Here is a 17,971-nt window from a genome sequence, read left to right as displayed (position 1 = left end):
TTACCCGCGAGTCGGTACTGTTTTTTGGTTGGCTCGTATCGGAGTTACGTAACATGGACGTAGAGCGCGTCGACGAACAGACAGTTTCCCTCTCGAAGGTGGCGCTGTACGGGAGCCTCGTACTCGCCATCGTCGTCGTCGGCCTGCTGCCGGCACTCCTGTCCTGGTCGTACATCCGAGCGTTGAAAACGGTCATTCTGCTGGTCATCCTGGTCCAGCTCGCACGACTCACCCTCTCAGCTATCATCTCCGTTCCGGAGGCAGCCGACCCGCCCGAACTCGCGGACGACGAGCGGCCGACGGTCAGCGTCATCATCCCCGCGTACAACGAGGCGAGCGTCCTCCCGGAGACCATCGAGGCCTGCAAGAACCTCGAGTACGACGCCGAGAAACTCGAAGTCGTCATCTGCTACGAGGCCGACTGCACCGACAACACCGGCAAAATCGCGGAGCGCGCGGCCGCCGAGGATAGCCGCTTCGTCGCCGTCGAGCGCGACGAGGAGGGCGGTGGCAAAGCGGTAGCCGCCAACTACGCGCTCGAACACGCGGACGGCGAGATCATCGCGAGCATCGACGCCGACCACCAGTTCGAATCCGACGCCGTCGACCGCGCCGTGCGCTGGTTCGCCGCCGAGGAGGACACCTGGTGCGTGAAGGGTCGCTGTTACGGCCGCAACCCCGGCGACTCCCTCATCGCGCTGTACGCCACCGTCGACCGCCACATCATCGAGAAGGTCGAGCTGTTCGCCCGGCAGGTGTTCGGCGGATTCACGCTGTTCGGCGGCGGCCAGGCGTTCTTCCGCTCGACGGTGTTCGAAGAGATCGGGCCGTTCGACGAGGAGATCCTCGTCGAGGACATCGACCTCTCCGCGAAGATCCACGCCGAGGGGAAGACCATCCGCATGGACCCCGACATCATCACCTACGAGGAACAGCCGACGACGGTGCTGTCGTGGTGGAGCCAGCGCAAGCGCTGGGCGCGCGGCTGGATGCAGGTCAGCGTCCGACACATCGGCCGTATCATGCGCTCGCCGGGCCCGTCGAAGACAGCGAAAGCCGACGCCGTCCAGACGTTCTCCTACAACCTGCTGTTGCCGCTTCTGTTCATCGGACTGCCGCTCCCGCTGCTCGACCTGCTCCAGACCGCGGGCTTCTTCGACGCGGGCGTGAAGCTCACGGCGTACCTCCCGTACAGCCGCGTTCTCTGGACGATTCTCGGAGTCTTCCCGGTCATCGCCGCGGGCGCGATGTTCTACAGCGACCGCCGGGACGGACTCGACCACCATCCACACGAGTACATCGCCGCGCTCACCATCGGCGCGTTCCTCGTGGTGAACTCCATCTTCTACGTCATCGCGTTCATCGAGGAGTTCATCCTCCGGCGCGACGCCGTCTACGTGACGACGGCGCGAGCGGACGACGAGTAGGCAGTTCAACGGCTCTGGCACGTTTTGGCAGACGACACTGCTTTTGTGTCCCGAGTAGACCGCGCAGTATCGCGTTCAGTCCAGATAGCACTCCTCTCGCGTCTGTTCTCCGAAGAACCGCCGCAGTGTGTTCGGCGGCCGGGACAACACGGCCAGGACAACAACCCTCATAGGTTCGCGCGTGAACGTGGCACTATGGCGACACAGGCCACCGACGAGGCCCCCGAAGCGTACGAAAACCTGCTCGAGCACTACGAACAGATCTCGAGCGTGAACGACGCGAACGGCATCCTCTCCTGGGACCAGGAAGTCATGATGCCCGAGGGCGGCACGCCCGCCCGGTCGAAGCAGAAGTCCGCGCTCTCTTCGCTGTCCCACGACCTGCTCACTGAGGAGCAGGTGGGCGAGTGGCTCGACGAACTCGAGGACGCCGACCTGACCGACGAGCAGGCGGCGGTCGTGCGCGAGATCCGCCGCGACTACGAGCGCGCCGCTGAGGTGCCCAACGACCTCGTCGCGGAGATCTCCGAGAAGACCTCGGAGGCGCTCCCGAAGTGGAAGCAGGCCAGGGAGGAGGACGACTTCTCGGTCTTCGCGCCCATCCTGGAGGAACTCGTCGAACTCAAGCGGGAGTACGCCGCGCACATCGACGACGAGGCCGACCCGTACGCGGTGCTGTTCGCGGACTACGAGCCGTACCTCGACCTCGAGACCGCAGAGCGCGTGCTCTCGCGTCTCCGCGAGGAACTCGTGCCGCTCATCGAGGACATCCGGGAGAGCGACGTGGAACTCGCGGACCCGTTCGACGGCGAGTTCGACGTGGACACCCAGGAGGAACTCGCGCGGGACACCCTCGACACGCTCGGCTACGACTGGGAGCACGGTCGCGTCGACACCGCGCCCCACCCGTTCTCCTCGGGGACGCAGTTCGACGCTCGCGTGACGACGCGCTTCAAAGAGGACGACCCCGTGGACGCCCTGATGTCCACCATCCACGAGTTCGGGCACGCGCGCTACACGCTCGGCCTGCCCCGCGAGCAGTACGGCAGCCCGCTCGGTGAGTCGCGTGACCTCACCGTCCACGAGTCCCAGAGCCGCCTCTGGGAGAACCACGTCGGGCGCTCCGAGGTGTTCTGGGAGAAGTTCCTGCCCGCGATGAAAGAGCGCTTCTCGCAGGTCGAGGATGCGACGCCCCGCGAGGGCTTCGAGGCCGCCAACGAGGTGTACGACGACAACCTGATTCGCGTGGAGGCGGACGAACTCACCTACCACATGCACATCGTGGTGCGCTTCGAGATCGAGCGCGCGCTCATCGAGGGCGACCTCGACGTCGAGGACGTCCCCGAGGCGTGGAACGACAAGTACGAGGAGTACCTCGGCGTGCGCCCGGACACCGACGCGGAGGGCTGCCTGCAGGACATCCACTGGAGCCACGGGTCCTTCGGCTACTTCCCGACGTACTCGCTGGGGAGCGTGCTCGCCGCCCAGATCTACGACGCTCTGGAGGAGGACGTCGGCGACGTCGAGGCGAAGGTCCGGAAAGGCAACTTCGACGTCATCGCGGACTGGCTGGAGGAGCATATCCACCAGCACGGCGCGCGGTACACGACGCCGGAACTCGTCGAAGAAGCCACCGGCGAGGCGTACAACGCCGACCACTTCCTCGACCACGTCACCGAGAAGTACACCGAACTGTACGACCTGTAGATCGCTCGTTCGGAGCGAATTTTTGCAGTAGTCGCCGGTACGGTTTCGTTGTTCAGCGTTCCGGATGAACCAGCTACTCGGTACAGTGGTGCGGGGAGCGCTCGTGGGTCGAGGGTGGGACTGCAACTGGTTGCTGTCGCAGCACGCGGGGGTCATCCCCGCCTACGAACGGTCACCTGAAGAGCGCGAGACGAATCACCTGAAGAGCGCGAGCCCAACGATGCCTGCGAGCGTGACGCCGAGGAAGAAACAAATCAGGAGCAGGCGGCGCGGCTCACCGGCTTCGGTGGGGGCGCTGATGAGGGCGTCCTGAGTGGCGAGGCCGTCGGGGGCCTCGGAGTTCTCGTTGAAGCTGGCGGTGCCGGTGAGCAGGCTGACGACGACGAGGCCGCCGAACGTGAAGGCGAACGCGGTCAGAGCGAGGGGGAACGACTGCGAGGCGGCGAGCGCGTATCCGAGCGCGGCGACGACGGCAGCAGCACTCCCGCCGTAGAGTCCGGGGGAGACGAGGAGACGCAGGTTCATACTCGGTTACAAAATCGTCAACACGAAAAAGGGAGGGGTGGTGTCCCGTCTCGCGGCGTCGCGACAGGGATGCGGTTGCGGACGTGCTCGTCCCGCCGAAAACTTATGATGCGTCTGCCGGCAAGTTCGAGTATGCCAGGACCCGTCTTTCTCTCCGGCGAGACCGTCACTCTCCATCCGCCCGAGCGCGAGGACCTCGCCGCGATACGCAGATGGATGAACGACCCACGAGTGTGGCGGCCAGCGCTCGACGCGAACCCGATGAACGCCGACCTCGGCGAGGAGTTCTTCGAGCGAGCACTCACCACCGAGGACGACGTGAAACTGGTGGTGTGCGCGGACAACCAACGGGCGGCTACGACACGCGAGGACGACGAACCAATCGGTATCGTCTCGCTGACCGGCAGCCAGTACGGCCCGACGGCGACCGACCGTGCGCGCAGCATGGAACTCGCGTATCACTTCGACCCCGACTACCAGGGACAGGGGTATGGCTCGGACGCCGCGTCGACGGTCGTCGAGTACGCCTTCGAGGACCTGAACCTCCGGCGCGTCGAGGCTGACGTCGGCGCGTTCAACGACGCCTCCATCGGCCTGCTCGAATCGCTCGGCTTCGAGCGCGAGGGGGCGCGTCGGGACGCGGCGTACTACCGCGGCGACTACCACGACATGCTGGTCTACGGCCTGCTTCGCGAGGACTGGGACAACGACGAGGAGTAGGTTCTCGTCGGGTGTCACTGCTCCTGGGTCGGTGCGGTGAACGGTATCTTGGCGGCGGTCCGCCGGGCGACCGTGGCGGTACGGAGGATGTACGCGAACAGCGTGATCAGGGGGAGGAGGCCGACTGTGATGGTGACCGAGACCAGCAGGTCGAGGTATGGACGTGGGACGATTGCGGTGCTGCTCGCGGTGAACGCCAGGAGCGTCGATACGACGACGAAGAGGGCGGGGATACCGACGTAGAACAGGAGTCGAGAGAGCGAGGCGAGTTCCTGCTGGAGGTAGACGCCCTTGAAGTACTGGCGTGCGATGTCGATGTCCTGTAACTGGTGGATGAGCGTCTCGGTCGCGTCCCTGACCTCGTCCGGGAGTCGGTCACCGTGCTGGGCCCTGAGCTGTCGGAGCCGGTAGATGTCCCGGGCGTAGTTGGTGCCGAGCGTGGTCGAGAGCACCGTGAACGTGGAAGCGTCGGAGTTCTGCAGGAGGTTGTCGACTCTGTCGACGTTCTCGGTCACGTTCGTGACGACGCTCTCTAACTCCTCCGTGACGCCGTCCGCGTTCTCGGCGTCTACGGCCATAGAGACGTCCGATGTCATCTCGGAAAACGTCAGTCCGCCGAGTTGTTGGGCGGTCGTGCGCGTGTTCTCGTAGAGCAGGCGGAGGAATCCGAGTGGTTCCACGGGCGCAGTTCGCCCGGAGACGTCCTCGACGTGGTTGCGGTACTCGATGGTGCCCTCTATCTGTGAGCGGAGTTTGTCCGGGGTCGTCAGCTCCCGGGAGATCAACAGCTGGTTGATGGAGACGACCACGGTGATGATGGTGAGGTTCCCGCCGAGGAGGCCGCTGAAGACGTAGAACAGCGGCTGGGTGTCCTGTAACGGAGCGATTCCGGACGCCGACACGAACGTCACGAGCACGAACAGGATGCCGGTGATGCCGCCCGCGACGACGCCGCGGTTGCCGTCGAGGAGGAACCACTCCCGGAACTGGACTTTGCGGCGCTCCACACCGAGTTTTCCCCCCTCTTCACCCCCAAAGAGCATGCGAACCGGGCTACGACCCGAACGTCAAAATGTCCACGGGCCAACTGATTGGTGGGTGACCGCCAGTCGTTGTCCGCCGCTGGCTCCCCGGTCACTGCCCACGCCGATTCCGGACGCCCACTTTTCCGGCTGCCGAGGGTTGATGTACTGACAACACACACGCGTTTGCATGGCGACGAACGCGGACGCGGATGGCTCCGAGACGGACGCATACACCGAACTCGAAGACCGGGTGAAACGGCTCTCCTACCTGGGCGACGCGAGCGGCGCGCTGGCGTGGGACCAGCGCGTGATGATGCCCGAGGGCGGTGCGCCCGCCCGCGGGAAACAGCTCTCGGCGCTGTCGACGGTGAGCCACGACCTGCTCACGGACGACGAGGTCGCCGGCTGGCTCGACGAACTGGAGTCCCGCGACCTCGGCGAGGACGAACGGGTGCTCGTGCGGGAGACGCGCCGACAGTTCGACCGCGCGACGAGCGTGCCGAGTGACCTCGTCGCGGAGCTGACCGAGACTCAGTCCGACGCCCAGCAGGTGTGGGAGAACGCGAAGGCCGACGCGAACTTCGACGCGTTCGCGCCGACACTCGATGACCTCCGGGAACTCCACGTCGAGCGCGCGGCTCACATCGACGAGAGCGCGGACCCGTACCGCGTGATGTTCGAGGACGGCGAACCGTACCTCCCGCTGGAGCGGGTGGAATCCATCTTCGACACGCTGCGCGAGGAACTCGTGCCGCTCATCGAGGAGATCACGGAGAGCGACGCCGAACTCGCGACGCCGTTCACAGGGGAGTACGACGACGACACGCAGATGGCGCTGTGCCGCGAGGTCGTCGACGAACTCGGGTACGACTGGAACCGTGGTCGCCTCGACACCGCGCCCCACCCGTTCATGGTCGGCCCACAGTTCGACGCGCGCATCACGACGCGCTTCGCGGCCGACGACCCCGTGGGGTCGGTGATGTCCTCGATCCACGAGTTCGGCCACGCGACCTACCAGCACGGCCTCCGGGACGACGAGTACGGCCTCCCGCTCGGGCAGTCCCGCTCCTCGGGCGTCCACGAGTCCCAGTCGCGGTTCTGGGAGAACCACGTCGGTCGGACGGAGGCGTTCTGGGAGTACGCGACGCCCATCGTGAACGACCACCTCGACACGGACGCCACGCCAGAGGAAGCGTTCGAGGCGGTGAACCAGATCTACCCCGAGAACCGCATCCGCGTGGAGGCGGACGAGCTCACCTACCACATGCACATCATTCTCCGGTCGGAGATAGAACGGGAGTTCGTCGCGGGCGACCTCGACGTCGATGCAATTCCGGAGCGCTGGAACGACCTGATGGAGGAGTACCTCGGCGTGCGCCCCGAGAACGACGCTGAGGGCTGCCTACAAGACATTCACTGGACGGGCGGATTCGCGTCGTTCCAGAACTACACGGTCGGCAGCGTGCTCGCCGCACAACTCGACGCCGCGATGCGCGAGGACCTCGACGTGGACGACCTGGTGCGCGAGGGCGAGTTCGACCCGATTCGCGAGTGGTTGACCGAGCACGTCCACAGCCACGGCCAGCGGTACACGACCGACGAACTCGTGGAGGTCGCCACGGGAGAGCCACTAACGGCGGATTACTTCGTGGAGTACGCCCACGAGAAATTCGGCGACCTGTACGACCTGTAGGGTAGCGGCGGACGCGACACGGCGACCGGGAACGCGGTTCACGTCAGACCAGGGTTTAGCGCGGTGTCAGTACCCCCGGTAGTTTGAAGTGCGTGGTGTGCCATACCATACCTTGTATGTCGAGTGCACCGTCTCCGGACGACGACTCACTGCTGGACGACTTCCTCGAACAGCGCGGCCACGACACCGCGACGTGGGAGCGAAGCTACAACAAGAAGCAGTGTCCGGACTGTGGCGGACTACACGACGTAGACGCGACGACGTGTGACGTCTGCGGGTGGACGCCGTAGGTCGCGTTCGCTTTCCTCCCAGCGGATTTTCGAAGATGCCCGAGAGCTATCGCCGTCCACTCACGCGAGTTCACGGCGGACACTGGCGTGGAGTGGTAATCATGTAGTAACAGAATGACATCCACCTGGTCGGCCAGCACACCTAAGACGACTGCGACGAAATGCCAGACAAGATATGCCCGAGTGTCAGAACTGCGGGTCGTTCGTGACAGAAGCGTACGCCCGAGTGTTCACCCCGAACGAGATTGCTGCCCCGCGAGTGTGTCCGAACTGCGAGGACAAGATCCGCGACGGCGCGGACGTGCGGGAAGCACGGTCGACGCGCCGCGCGTGACGCATCTCACGGTGGAGACGTAGTCGTCTGGAAACTCGCGGCAGAAACGTGGCTCCTGGGGTAGACGCGTCGTCTAATACCCCACATAATTCAGCGAGAATTCACGTCGTTTATACGTTATCGGCCCCTGTTACTGTGCAATGACTGACTCGGAGCCGGAAGTGACGCGGCTGTTCGGTGGCCCGGGAAGCGGGAAGACGACGGCGCTCCTCGACAAAGTCGAAGAAATCCTCGAGGACGACGACGTCGAAGTCAGAGACATCCTCGTCGTCTCGTACACCCGCGCCGCGGCCGCTGAGATCCGCGAACGACTCGCCGAGCGCCTCGACGAGAACCCGCGTTCCCTCCGCGGGAACGTCTCGACGATGCACGCGAAGGCGTACGAACTGCTCGGCCTCTCCCGAGGCGACGTCGTCGGCGAGTCCGAGAAAGAGGAGTTCTGCGAGGAGTACGGCATCCCGTTCGAGGACGAGTACTCCTCGGGGTCCCGGCGGACCGCGCGCTCGACGACGCTGGGCAACAAGGTCATCGCGACCAGCCAGTGGCTCCAGCGCACGGGACGCGAGGTCTCGGACTGGCACGACGTGCCGTTCCGGTGGAACGACGAGGAGGTTCGTCTGCCACCGGAGATCGACGACAACGCCCAGGTCGGGAACAAGTACACGCCGACGTGGCCCTCCAGCGACGAGCGTTACGACATCCCGGAGGCGATTCGCGCGTGGCGTTCGTTCAAGGGCGAGCACGAACTCGTCGGCTTCGCGGACATGCTCGAGCGCGTGAAACAGCGCTCGCTCGTGCCGAACGTCGACTACCTCGTCATCGACGAGTTCCAGGACATCACGAGCCTGCAGTACGAGGTGTACAAGGAGTGGCGGCCGCACATGGAGGAGGTGCTCATCGCGGGCGACGACGACCAGGTCGTCTACGCGTGGCAGGGCGCGGACCCCGACCTCCTGCTCGACACGCACGTCACGGACAACGTCGTGCTGCCGAACTCCTACCGCCTGCCTTCCGAGGTGCTGGAGGTCGTCCAGCAGGAGATCGGCCACATCAAGAACCGGCAGGAGAAGAACCTCAAGCCGCGAAAAGAAGGTGGGAGCGTCGAGGCAGTAGAGAGCCCGTCGATGCTCGACCTCGTGCGGAACGTCCGTGGCACCGTCCAGGAGTCCGAGGACGAGACGGTGATGGTGCTGTTCCGGGCGCGCTACCAGCTCTTCGAGTTCGTCGACGAGTTCATCGACGAGGGCATCCCGTTCAAGGCGCTGACCGACCAGCGCATGTGGACCGACCGGCTCCAGCAGTACGTCGACGCGGTGGAGGCGCTGACGGCCCAGGAGGACATCGACGGCCTGCAGGCGCGCCGCCTGATGGACATGCTCCAGGATTCGGCGTTCGGGACGAACAACCGCAGCGACCTCCGGGAGGCCATCGACGAGGCCCAGGGCGAGAACACGGACCTCACGGAACTGACGTTCTCGCCGTCGTTCATCAAGGACTTCGTGCCGTTCGTTCCGGGGCCGTCGGCGGCGGGTGACATGCTCCGGAAGGTCACTCGCTACCAGCGCAAGAGCGTGGACGCGTACTTCTCGGGAGATTACCGCGGGATGGACCCCGACCGCGTGCGCGTCGGCACGATCCACTCCGCGAAGGGCCGCGAGGCCGACCACGTCTTCGTCTCGACGGACCTCACGGAGAAGGTCGTCGAACAGATGGCGGCCTCGGTGGCCGACGAGGGCGTGGACTTCGACTCCAAGACCAGTCCCGTGCCGGTGCTGACGGACAACGAACGCCGCGTCTTCTACGTCGGAATGAGCCGCGCTCGCGAGCGCCTGGTCATTCTCCAGAATCTCATCGACGGCGCGCCGACGCTTCCCATCGACGTGTTGCTGTACGGGAAGCCGACGGGGGAGACCCTGGAGGACGCGCTCGCTGCCGACACGCCCGTCACCCTCCCCTGAATGCGACTCGCGGCCCTCGACGCCGCGCTCGCGGAGGCGGACGCGGCGGCGTTCGTCCACGCCGGTTCGGCCGGCGATTCGACGATACGATTCCTGAGCGGTGTGGCTCTCCCCTGTGAGACCGTCGTCGTCTACGACGAGGACAGCGTCATGCTCGTCCCGGCGTGCTCGCTTCCAGAGCACGTCGAACCGAAGGACGGCGTCACGGTCCTCGATCCTGCTCCGTCGCCGGCCGAGCGCGCCGCGGAGCTGGCCGACGGCCTCGACGGAAGGCGCGTGCTCACACCCAGAGATATCCCCCACGACGCGGCGCTCTACCTCGAGCAGGCGGGCCTCACCGTGGCGTCGACGGACGCCCATTTGCGGGCGCGCGAACGGAAGACGGACGCCGAACTCGACGCCGTGGCGGACGCGCAGGCCGCCGCCGAGGCGGGGATGGCGGCCGCCGCGTCGCTGCTCGCCGACGCGTCCGAATCCGGTGACGGACTCACGGACGAAAGCGGTGCCGTGACTGCAGCGCGCGTTCGCCGCGCCGCGAACGTGGCGGTGGCCGAGGCGGGCGCGAATCCCGCCGGGAACACGGTCGTGCTCGGGGGTGGCACGGCTGTTGAGTCTGAAGACAGCGCACTCTCGGCGACCGACCCCGTCGCCGTCCGCGTCGCGCCGCGCGTCCGGGGCTACCACGGTCTGCTCGCTCGGACGTTCGTCGCGGACAGCGACGGCGGGTGGGAGCGCCGCGCGACGCTCGCGTGCGAACGGGCCATCGAGATGGGACTCGACTTCGTCGACCCGGGGGAGACGACGGCGGACGCCGCGGCCGGAGAGGTCGCGGCGGAACTCGGGTCGTACGGCTTCCCGCCGACCGACGCGTCCGGGGACGTCTACGGCGTGGGTCTCGACCGCCGGGAGCGGCCGGTCGGTGAGCACGCCCTCGAACCCGGCGCCGTGGTCGCGCTCGAACCGAGACTCGACGGCGACGCGGACGACAGCGGAGCGGGTGACAGAAGAGAAACGGTGTGGCTCGCGGACCTCGCGGTGGTCGCGGCGGACGGCGCGGAGCGACTCGGGTCGTTCCCGCGGTCAGTAGTGCCTCAATCGGGCGCGTGGCAGTCAGAGTAACTACTCGTTTTCCGCACGCTCCCCGGTTCCGTCCTCGGGCGTCTCCGCGACGCTGTCGGCCGCTCGCTGGGCGGCGAGTACGGGGATGTCGGTGGGCGTAGTGACGTAGCGCTCGAAGAGTAAGATAGCGGCGGCGAAGCCGAGGTACACCCACCCTGTCGGGTCGCCAGCGAGCACCGTCTCCAGACCGAACAACGCGGCGGGCGCGGCGAACGCGAGCGCGACGGCGAAGGTGACGAGGTCCAGGATGCCCATGGACGTTGATGGGCGCCGGGCGCGGAAAAGTCTCACCACGTCCGCGCGGGGAGGAGGTCGCCGGCGCGGCAAACGCCAACCTCCCCGTCGTCGGTCCGGACGACAGCCCGGACGTCGGGCCCGTAGTCGGCGAGGAGTTCGGCGCAGACGCCACAGGGCGAGACGACGCGGAAGTCGTCGGCGTGCTCGTCCCGGGGGTGCTCGACTGCGACGACGCGCTCGAACGCCTGGGCGCCGTCGGCGACGGCGCTCCCGATGGCGCCGGGTTCGGCGCACGTGGAGGCGCGCCCGATGCTCGCCGGAAGACTGGCGGACGTGTAGACGTCGCCGTCGGCCGTCTCGACGGCTGCGGTGACGACGTGGGCCGCGCCGTCGAAGCGGCCCTCGCCGGCGGGGGAGAACGCGTTCTCGGCGGCGTCGACCGCGCGGTCGACGAGACGTTCGTCGGCGGGCGTGAGCGGGTCGGTGTCCATACTCCGCTGGTTCGGGAGCGGCGGCAAGTGCCTTCCGGCGCGTTCCACAACACTTTCGTTACGCATGACTAATTTGGATGTATGTTCACGGGAATCGTCGAGGAGGCGGGGACGGTCGCTCGCGTGACCGACGACGAGGGCGGCCGCCGTCTCCGCATCGAGACCGATGAGATGACCGACTTCTCGCACGGCGAGAGCATCAGCGTGAGCGGCGTCTGCCTCACCGTCGAGGAGTGGGGAGATCAGTGGTTCTCGGTGTTCACGGCGAGCGAGACCCTCGAGAAGTCCACGCTCGACGCCGTCAGCGAGGGCGACCGCGTCAATCTGGAACGCGCGCTCCCCGCGGACGGCCGCCTCGACGGGCATGTCGTGCAGGGCCACGTCGACACCACCACCGAGGTCCGGGACGTCGAACAGGTCGGCGACGACTGGACGTTCACGTTCGCGCTCCCCGAGGGCTACGAGCAGTACGTCGCGGAGAAAGGATCTATCGCGCTCGACGGCATCAGCCTCACCGTCGCGGACGTGGACGACTCGGCAGGAATCTTCTCCGTCGCGGTCATCCCCACCACCCACGACCTCACGACACTTGCGGAACGCGACCCGGGCGACCGCGTGAACGTCGAGGTGGACGTGATGGCGAAGTACGTCGAACGCCTCGAGGGTTATCGCTCTGACTCCGTCGCGTCGGAGTCCACCGACATCGCTGATTCGACCGCGTCCTCGGAGGCAGCCAGTTCGTCCTCGTCGTCGTAGACGAACGTCGCGCCGCTGTCGACGTACGCGTCGCGGTACGCCGAGAGTTTCCGGTAGAGGAGGTAGAACAGCACGCCGTCGTACGCGATGACGAACGCGAGGAACGCGACGCCGGCCCCGATACCGAGGATGCCCGCGAGGACGCCGATGTTCGTGACCGTGGTGTTGTACGCGCCGTGGATGAGCGCCGCGATGAGTATCCCTTTCACGACGATGGGGCCGCGGTTCTCCGGGTTGAACTTCGCGAGACCGAGGTAGTAGCCGGCGAACGCCGAGTAGATGACGTGCCCCGGTCCGGCGAGCGTTCGCACCGCGGCGGTCTGGAGCGCGACGTCGGCGATCACCTGTCCGCTCGCGGCCTGAGACACCGTCAGCACCTCGCGTGCGATGTAGATGGCGTTCTCGATGGTGGCGAATCCGAGGCCCGCCATCGCGCCGTACACGGCGCCGTCGACGACCGCGTCGAAGCGCGAACTCCGGTAGGCGTAGAGGCGAACCGCGAGCCACTTCACCGTCTCCTCGACGGGGCCGACGACCACGAAGAAGTACACTGCGGGCGCGGCGAACGCTAGCAGCGCGGGCGCGCCGGGGGACGCGAACTGCATGAAGAAGCCGGAGAATACTGAGTTGAGGATGGCCGCGAACCCCGCGAACAGGAACCCGAGCGCGAACGTGACGACGAGCAACTCCAGGGGTTCCTGCATCGTCACGTCGGTCCGCCAGATGAAGACGGCGAGGCCGAGCGCGGGCACCACCGAGAGGAACACGTAGCCCGCGACGACCGGCCGGTTCACGAACACGAGGCCGGCGGCGGCGACGAACTGCGCGAGCACGATGAGCACCGCGAGCAACACTACCAGTGCGCGCGCTGCGCTACGGACGCCCCTGTAGAGCAGCGTGGACGCTCGGTCCACGACCGTTCGTTCCTCCCACGTCACCACGTCGTAGAGGTCCATCTCCTCCCCCGCTGCGCGCTGAATCGGGTCCCTGTCCCCTGTCATGACGCGTCCTTCTGACCGGAGGCATTTCTATGTTCTCGCCACCCGACCTAATATGCCATAAACTGCCTAAAGGAGGTAGCTTATCAGTTCTCCCTGGTAGACCCAGCCATGGCACAGAGCCACAGTCGAGGGCTGCTGTATACGGCCCCGCCGAAAGCGAACCGACGAGACGAGAACCAAGAACCCGACGCCACAGCGGACGCGGAGTCCGCACACGAACCGACCGCCGACGCCGACGACGCGAACGCGGCCGTACACGCCGACGACTAATTCTGGGAGACGCACTGTGGTCGGTTCTGCTACCGCACGTTCCGCGACGCAGTAACCCCGAGCAAGCGCGAGTTCTCGACGGGCGTGGGACAACAGACGCGAGGCGACAACCCTGAAAACCCTGCGCGCCGAACGGGAGGTATGCTCTTCGACCAGCGCACCCGGGCCGCGCTCCGGGAAGCGGGCCTCTCGCAGGACGACCTCCGCGAGGTCGAACAGGCGGCCAGCGACCGAGCGGCCGAGGATGCCGAGCGCGTCGAATCGTTCTTCGACGGCCTCGACGTCGTCTACTCGGACATGGACCTCACGCACTCCCGGGACGACCACCCCGAGCACGACCTCGAGTACGTCGACCTGTTCACGCACAGCGAGGACGTCCGCGGATTCATCCGGTTCGCGTCGTGGGGGGTGTACGTCGAGGGGGCGCGCGTGTTGGAAACGACGGACGGCGAAAGCGCGGGCGAGGTTCGCGTCGTGGAACTCACGCTCGGCCCGACCGTAAACGACCGCGTTCGCTTCGCCCGCGAGCGGTCCGCGCTCGAATGACGAGCGTTCGCGTTCGCGGCATCTACGCCACCGCGCTGACCCAGCGGTTTCGGGAAGCAGACCTCGACGTGGTGGCAGCGTCCCCGCCAATCCGCGAGCGATTCGACGCCGACCTCCCCACCCGGGAACCCGACGCCGACGTCTGGATGACCGGCGACCGGCAGGGCGTCGGTATCGTCGGCGACCCCGCGGCCGCCGAGGACGTGCGCGCCGTACTCGCTGAAACCGGCGTCGACACCCTCGTCTGGGACGCCGACGCGCCCCGCGGCGCCGTCTTCGACGCGACCGTCGAGCGCGCACTTGGAAGCGGGGCGGTCGTCTCGCTCGGTGATAGCGAGGGAGACGGGGGCGAAAAAGGCACAACCGAGGGGTTCCTGCCGTTCGACGCCGCCGACGGCTACGTCGAGGAAGACGACGACCTCCGGGTGCAGGTCCACGACCCGAATCCGCCGTGGCGGGACGACCGCCCGGTCGTCGGCACGGAACTCGAGGTCGGGGGCGCGCTCGCGTCTCTCGTTCGCGGCGTCGATTCGCTCGTCGCGGGAACGCCGGGCGGGTCGACTGACCACGAACTCGCGCGCACCACGGAGATTCTCCCCGTCGATGTGCCAGACGAGTGGGGCGTGCGGTGGCAGTACGCCGCAGAGGGCGCCGAGATGGACGCGCTCTCCGGCGCGCTGTCGGGGCTCGTCGAGCGCGCCGAAGAACTCGAAGCGGTCGTCGACAACGCGGATGTCGAACAGGACGGCCCCCGCGTGGCCACCCCGGAGGCCACGCTGTGGGCGTGGTTCGGGCGCGAGTCGCGGTTCGCGCTCGACGACGCGCGGCGCGACGTGACAGACACGCTCACCGGCCACCACCGCGTGAAAGCCGGCTGCGAGGCCGCGAGCGCCGCCGTCGACTTCGCGGAGTCTCTCGGCGCGGCGCCCGGGTCGTTCCCGTTCGACGCCGTCACCGACCGGTTCGGGCCGACCGAGGACGACTCGGTCGCTATCCACCACGGCAAACCCGCGGGCGACTGTTTCTCGCTCGGCCGCGGCGACGTGGTGGAGCGGAACGTCGAGAAAGCACAGGTCACGGTCCGCCGGGAGATGACCGGCGGCGGGACGTACGACGCGCTCGGCGTCGACCGAGAAGCCGGGGACACCGCCACGACGCGATTCACAGAAGGGAACTGGTGGTATCCGACGGTGTACCGGGGTGAGGAAGGGAGCGTGAAGGGGACGTACATCAACGTCTCGACGCCCGTCGAGGTGTTCCCGGACGCCGTCCGCTACGTCGACCTCCACGTCGACGTGATAAAGCACGCCGACGGCGCCGTCGAACTGGTCGACGAGGACGAACTCGCGGCCGCCGTCGACGCCGGCCACGTCACCCAGGAACTCGCGGACCGCGCGCTCGACGTCGCCGAACGCGTGCGTCGCGCGGTCGAGTAACGCGACAGCGGTCGCAGAATCAGCAGTACCGTCGGGGTTTCAGAAGTGCTGGTCGGAATCTGGACTGCCCTCGCCGCGGCCGCCGCGGCCGCCCTCGTTCTGCTCGACGCCCATGTAGCTCTCGGCCTGGCCGTCCGCCCAGTCGCTGCTGTCCGAGTCCGTGAACCGGACAGTCACGTCGGTCACCGCCTCGAACTCGTCGGCGAGTTCGATCTTGATGGTCTGGGCGGTGCGCGGGCTGATACCGCACCCGGAGCACGCGCCCCCGAGTTCGATGACGACCTCGCCGTCCGCGGGGTCGGCCTTCCGCACGGCGCTCGTGCCGCCGTGCATCTGGATGACGGGCATCTGGCCGGCGAGCCACGTCTCGACGCGTTCGTGGAGGTCGCCTGCGCCCGCTGTCTCGCTCATACCCGGGGCTTGGGGCTCGACGTATGGAATACCTTCGGTTCGTGTACGTGGTTGGGTTTCGGTGAGCGAGTACTGGTCCTGAATGCCTCGAAAGCCCCGGCGTGCTCGCGTCCGCTCGCTCGCTGCGCGCTTCACTCACTTCGTTCGCCCAGTGCTTGCCTGCGAGGGACGCTTCGCGTCACTCGGGCCGTGCGAACGGGGGCTTTGCCGCCGTGAGCAGACGTCGCGAGCGAACAAGCGATGCGCGAGCACGCCGCCCCTTTCAGTCCCACCCGGTTCCGGCTGGTCAACCGGTAGGAGGTGGGAAGGAAAGGGGCCGGGCGCTGAACCCGGCCCCGACGATGTAAGCACCGCAGGTCGAAGACCAAGGAGCGCAACGAGTCGCGGACGGTTCAGCGCTCGGGGGCTTTCGAGGCGTTGAAAACGCCTGTCGAGCAGTTCTATACCTATTCTCCTAGCCGTCGCCACGCCGCGAGCGCGCCAGCAGACACCGCAGACAAGCCCGCGAGTACGCCGAACCCGGGCGTGTTGCCGCCGGACTCTCCGTCGGTCGTCGTGCCCGGGTCGACGTTGTCGGTCCGGGTCGTGGCGTCCGCCGTGGTCGTGTCCTCCGCAGCTGTCCTCACCACTGTCGTCGTCTGTGTTGTCGCCGTCTGCGTCGCGTTGGACCCCGACGTCGTGTTCGGGGAAGGGTCGTCGATTTCGGGTGGGTTGGCCTGTTCACCCGCGCGGTCGGGGAACGTGTAGACGCCCATCGGGTGGTTCGTCCCTGCAGACGCCATGTCGCTGCCGACGAACACGCCGTCGCGGGCGAACTGCGCGGCCCAAATCTTCGCGTAATCTGGCTGGCGCCACCACGCCAACTCCTCGGGGTTCGCGGGGTCGCTGACATCGTGGATCTTCACGCCGCCGCGGTACCACGACGTGTAGAGGCGGTCGCCGTGGAAGTCGAAGTTGTGGGAGGTCGTCCACACGCCGCCGTACGTGGGATCCGGCGTCAGCGGCGGTTCGATGAACGCGACCTTCTCGGGGTTCTGCGGGTCGGAGATGTTCCAGAGGTCGATGCCGCCCGGGCCGCCGTCGCGCTCGTCGTCGGGGTTACGATCCCACGCCTCCGCGCCCGACGCGAGCACGGTAGCGTCGTCGTTCACGGCGACGTAGTGGGAGTTTCCAGGAAGTTGCAGCCCCTCCCTGCCCGGCTGGACGTCCGTCAACTCCGACAGCTCGTAGTGCCCGAAGTGGTTGACGTACTCGGGGTTCGCGGGGTCGCTGACGTCGACCAGCCACGTGCCCGCGTCCCAGTGAGCGATGTAGAGCACGTCCTCGTGCACGTAGACGTCGTGGCAGGTGCGCACGTACCAGTGGACGTCAGCCCACGCCTCGTTGTAGTCGACGATGGACCAGCGGGCAATCTCCGTCGGACTGTCCCCGGAGACGTCCACGATGACGACGGGATTGTCCTGGCGGTTGTTCGCGGTGAGGTACGCCGTGCCCTCGTGCAGGAAGCAGTTGTGGATGGGGAAGTCGGTCTCGAAGAAGGACTTCTGGGTCGGGTTCGCGGGGTCGGTGACGTCGTAGACGAGCATCCCCTCGAGGGACGGCTCGTCGTGGCGGTTCGCGGGGCCGACCACGAGGAGGGTGTTCCCCTCGACCTTCACGTCGTAGATGCCCGATAGCGGCCCGCCCTCGCGGTCGGGGAGGAGGTCACGGCGGGTCGCGAGCGTCTCGGGGTTCTCGGCGTTGCTGATGTCCACTGTCACGAATCCAGTCGTCGCGGCGACGTAGACGGTGTTCCCGTCGTCGCCGACGACGGCTTCCTTGGCCCCTTCGATGCGCTGGAAGCCGAGCGGTTCGTAGGCGTCCTGGGTCGTCGCTGTCGCGGCGGTACTGACGAGTGGGAGGGCTGTCGCGCCAGCGGTGGCGCGCAACACGTCGCGTCGTCGCATACCACCTCTCCACGTGGCTGGAGGAAAAAACCCTGTGCCGAATCACGGTTCGCGCGAACCGACGACAGCGTGCGGACAG

At 66.9% G+C, this 17,971-nt stretch carries 19 protein-coding genes; 12 read left to right on the top strand and 7 right to left on the bottom strand.

Features of this window, described 5'->3' with window-relative positions; genetic code table 11:
* The first annotated feature begins 53 nt into the window (after nt 1-53).
* On the top strand, nt 54-1,427 hold the full coding sequence (locus LT970_RS01815; RefSeq protein ID WP_232687261.1) for a glycosyltransferase family 2 protein: 1,374 nt from the start codon (nt 54-56) through the stop codon (nt 1,425-1,427).
* 195 nt (nt 1,428-1,622) lie between these two features.
* Complete coding sequence (locus LT970_RS01810; RefSeq protein ID WP_232687260.1) at nt 1,623-3,134, top strand: carboxypeptidase M32; 1,512 nt, start codon at nt 1,623-1,625, stop codon at nt 3,132-3,134.
* 195 nt (nt 3,135-3,329) lie between these two features.
* Here LT970_RS01810 and LT970_RS01805 read toward each other — a convergent pair whose 3' ends face one another.
* Nucleotides 3,330-3,659, bottom strand: coding sequence for a hypothetical protein (locus tag LT970_RS01805; RefSeq protein WP_232687259.1), 330 nt, complete (start codon nt 3,657-3,659; stop codon nt 3,330-3,332).
* Between the two features lie 132 nt (nt 3,660-3,791).
* Here LT970_RS01805 and LT970_RS01800 point away from each other — a divergent pair, with 132 nt between their 5' ends.
* Entirely contained in the window at nt 3,792-4,379 is a 588-nt protein-coding gene (locus LT970_RS01800) for a GNAT family N-acetyltransferase (protein WP_232687258.1), read from the top strand.
* 14 nt (nt 4,380-4,393) lie between these two features.
* On the opposite strand, the gene LT970_RS01795 is transcribed toward LT970_RS01800, so the two are convergent.
* Entirely contained in the window at nt 4,394-5,422 is a 1,029-nt protein-coding gene (locus LT970_RS01795) for a DUF7972 family membrane protein (protein WP_232687257.1), read from the bottom strand.
* A gap of 169 nt (nt 5,423-5,591) precedes the next feature.
* Between LT970_RS01795 and LT970_RS01790 the strand changes: the two genes are divergently transcribed.
* The 5 genes from LT970_RS01790 (at nt 5,592) to LT970_RS01770 (ending at nt 10,798) form a co-directional block, all read left to right on the top strand.
* On the top strand, nt 5,592-7,097 hold the full coding sequence (locus LT970_RS01790; RefSeq protein WP_232687256.1) for a carboxypeptidase M32: 1,506 nt from the start codon (nt 5,592-5,594) through the stop codon (nt 7,095-7,097).
* 116 nt (nt 7,098-7,213) lie between these two features.
* Complete coding sequence (locus tag LT970_RS01785; RefSeq protein WP_232687255.1) at nt 7,214-7,387, top strand: HVO_0416 family zinc finger protein; 174 nt, start codon at nt 7,214-7,216, stop codon at nt 7,385-7,387.
* 175 nt (nt 7,388-7,562) lie between these two features.
* On the top strand, nt 7,563-7,721 hold the full coding sequence (locus LT970_RS01780) for a DUF7563 family protein (RefSeq protein WP_232687254.1): 159 nt from the start codon (nt 7,563-7,565) through the stop codon (nt 7,719-7,721).
* Nucleotides 7,722-7,861: 140 nt separating this feature from the next.
* Nucleotides 7,862-9,679, top strand: coding sequence for a UvrD-helicase domain-containing protein (locus LT970_RS01775; protein WP_232687253.1), 1,818 nt, complete (start codon nt 7,862-7,864; stop codon nt 9,677-9,679).
* Nucleotides 9,680-10,798 carry a M24 family metallopeptidase gene (locus tag LT970_RS01770; protein WP_232687252.1) on the top strand — a complete coding sequence of 373 codons (1,119 nt, stop codon included), beginning with the start codon at nt 9,680-9,682 and terminating at the stop codon, nt 10,796-10,798.
* Here the strand turns inward: LT970_RS01770 and LT970_RS01765 are convergent, their stop codons facing one another.
* Entirely contained in the window at nt 10,799-11,053 is a 255-nt protein-coding gene (locus tag LT970_RS01765) for a DUF7533 family protein (RefSeq protein ID WP_232687251.1), read from the bottom strand.
* Nucleotides 11,054-11,085: 32 nt separating this feature from the next.
* Nucleotides 11,086-11,526, bottom strand: a complete 441-nt coding sequence (locus LT970_RS01760; protein ID WP_232687250.1) for a cytidine/deoxycytidylate deaminase family protein — start codon at nt 11,524-11,526, stop codon at nt 11,086-11,088.
* A gap of 81 nt (nt 11,527-11,607) precedes the next feature.
* On the opposite strand from LT970_RS01760, the gene LT970_RS01755 reads away from it, so the two are divergent.
* Nucleotides 11,608-12,282, top strand: a complete 675-nt coding sequence (locus LT970_RS01755) for a riboflavin synthase (protein WP_232687249.1) — start codon at nt 11,608-11,610, stop codon at nt 12,280-12,282.
* On the opposite strand, the gene LT970_RS01750 is transcribed toward LT970_RS01755, so the two are convergent.
* Nucleotides 12,192-13,283: a PrsW family intramembrane metalloprotease gene (locus LT970_RS01750; RefSeq protein WP_232687248.1), complete on the bottom strand. Its 1,092-nt coding sequence runs from the start codon at nt 13,281-13,283 to the stop codon at nt 12,192-12,194. The two genes, LT970_RS01755 and LT970_RS01750, sit on opposite strands and share 91 nt — an antisense overlap.
* 108 nt (nt 13,284-13,391) lie before the next feature.
* On the opposite strand from LT970_RS01750, the gene LT970_RS01745 reads away from it, so the two are divergent.
* The 3 genes from LT970_RS01745 (at nt 13,392) to LT970_RS01735 (ending at nt 15,535) form a co-directional block, all read left to right on the top strand.
* Nucleotides 13,392-13,553: a hypothetical protein gene (locus LT970_RS01745; protein ID WP_232687247.1), complete on the top strand. Its 162-nt coding sequence runs from the start codon at nt 13,392-13,394 to the stop codon at nt 13,551-13,553.
* Nucleotides 13,554-13,694: 141 nt separating this feature from the next.
* Complete coding sequence (locus tag LT970_RS01740; RefSeq protein ID WP_232687246.1) at nt 13,695-14,099, top strand: DUF7532 family protein; 405 nt, start codon at nt 13,695-13,697, stop codon at nt 14,097-14,099.
* A complete protein-coding gene (locus LT970_RS01735) occupies nt 14,096-15,535 on the top strand; it encodes a ribonuclease FAU-1 family protein (RefSeq protein ID WP_232687245.1) in 1,440 nt (479 codons plus the stop codon). Before LT970_RS01740 ends, LT970_RS01735 begins: the two co-directional genes overlap by 4 nt.
* Nucleotides 15,536-15,574: 39 nt before the next feature.
* On the opposite strand, the gene LT970_RS01730 is transcribed toward LT970_RS01735, so the two are convergent.
* A complete protein-coding gene (locus LT970_RS01730) occupies nt 15,575-15,946 on the bottom strand; it encodes a NifU family protein (RefSeq protein ID WP_232687244.1) in 372 nt (123 codons plus the stop codon).
* 446 nt (nt 15,947-16,392) lie between these two features.
* Complete coding sequence (locus LT970_RS01725; protein ID WP_232687243.1) at nt 16,393-17,892, bottom strand: LVIVD repeat-containing protein; 1,500 nt, start codon at nt 17,890-17,892, stop codon at nt 16,393-16,395.
* Nucleotides 17,893-17,971: the final 79 nt, after the last annotated feature.

This window comes from Halobacterium zhouii, assembly GCF_021249405.1.
GTDB classification, from domain to species: Archaea; Halobacteriota; Halobacteria; order Halobacteriales; family Halobacteriaceae; genus Halobacterium; species Halobacterium zhouii.
This window is presented reverse-complemented; position numbering and strand designations above follow the sequence as displayed.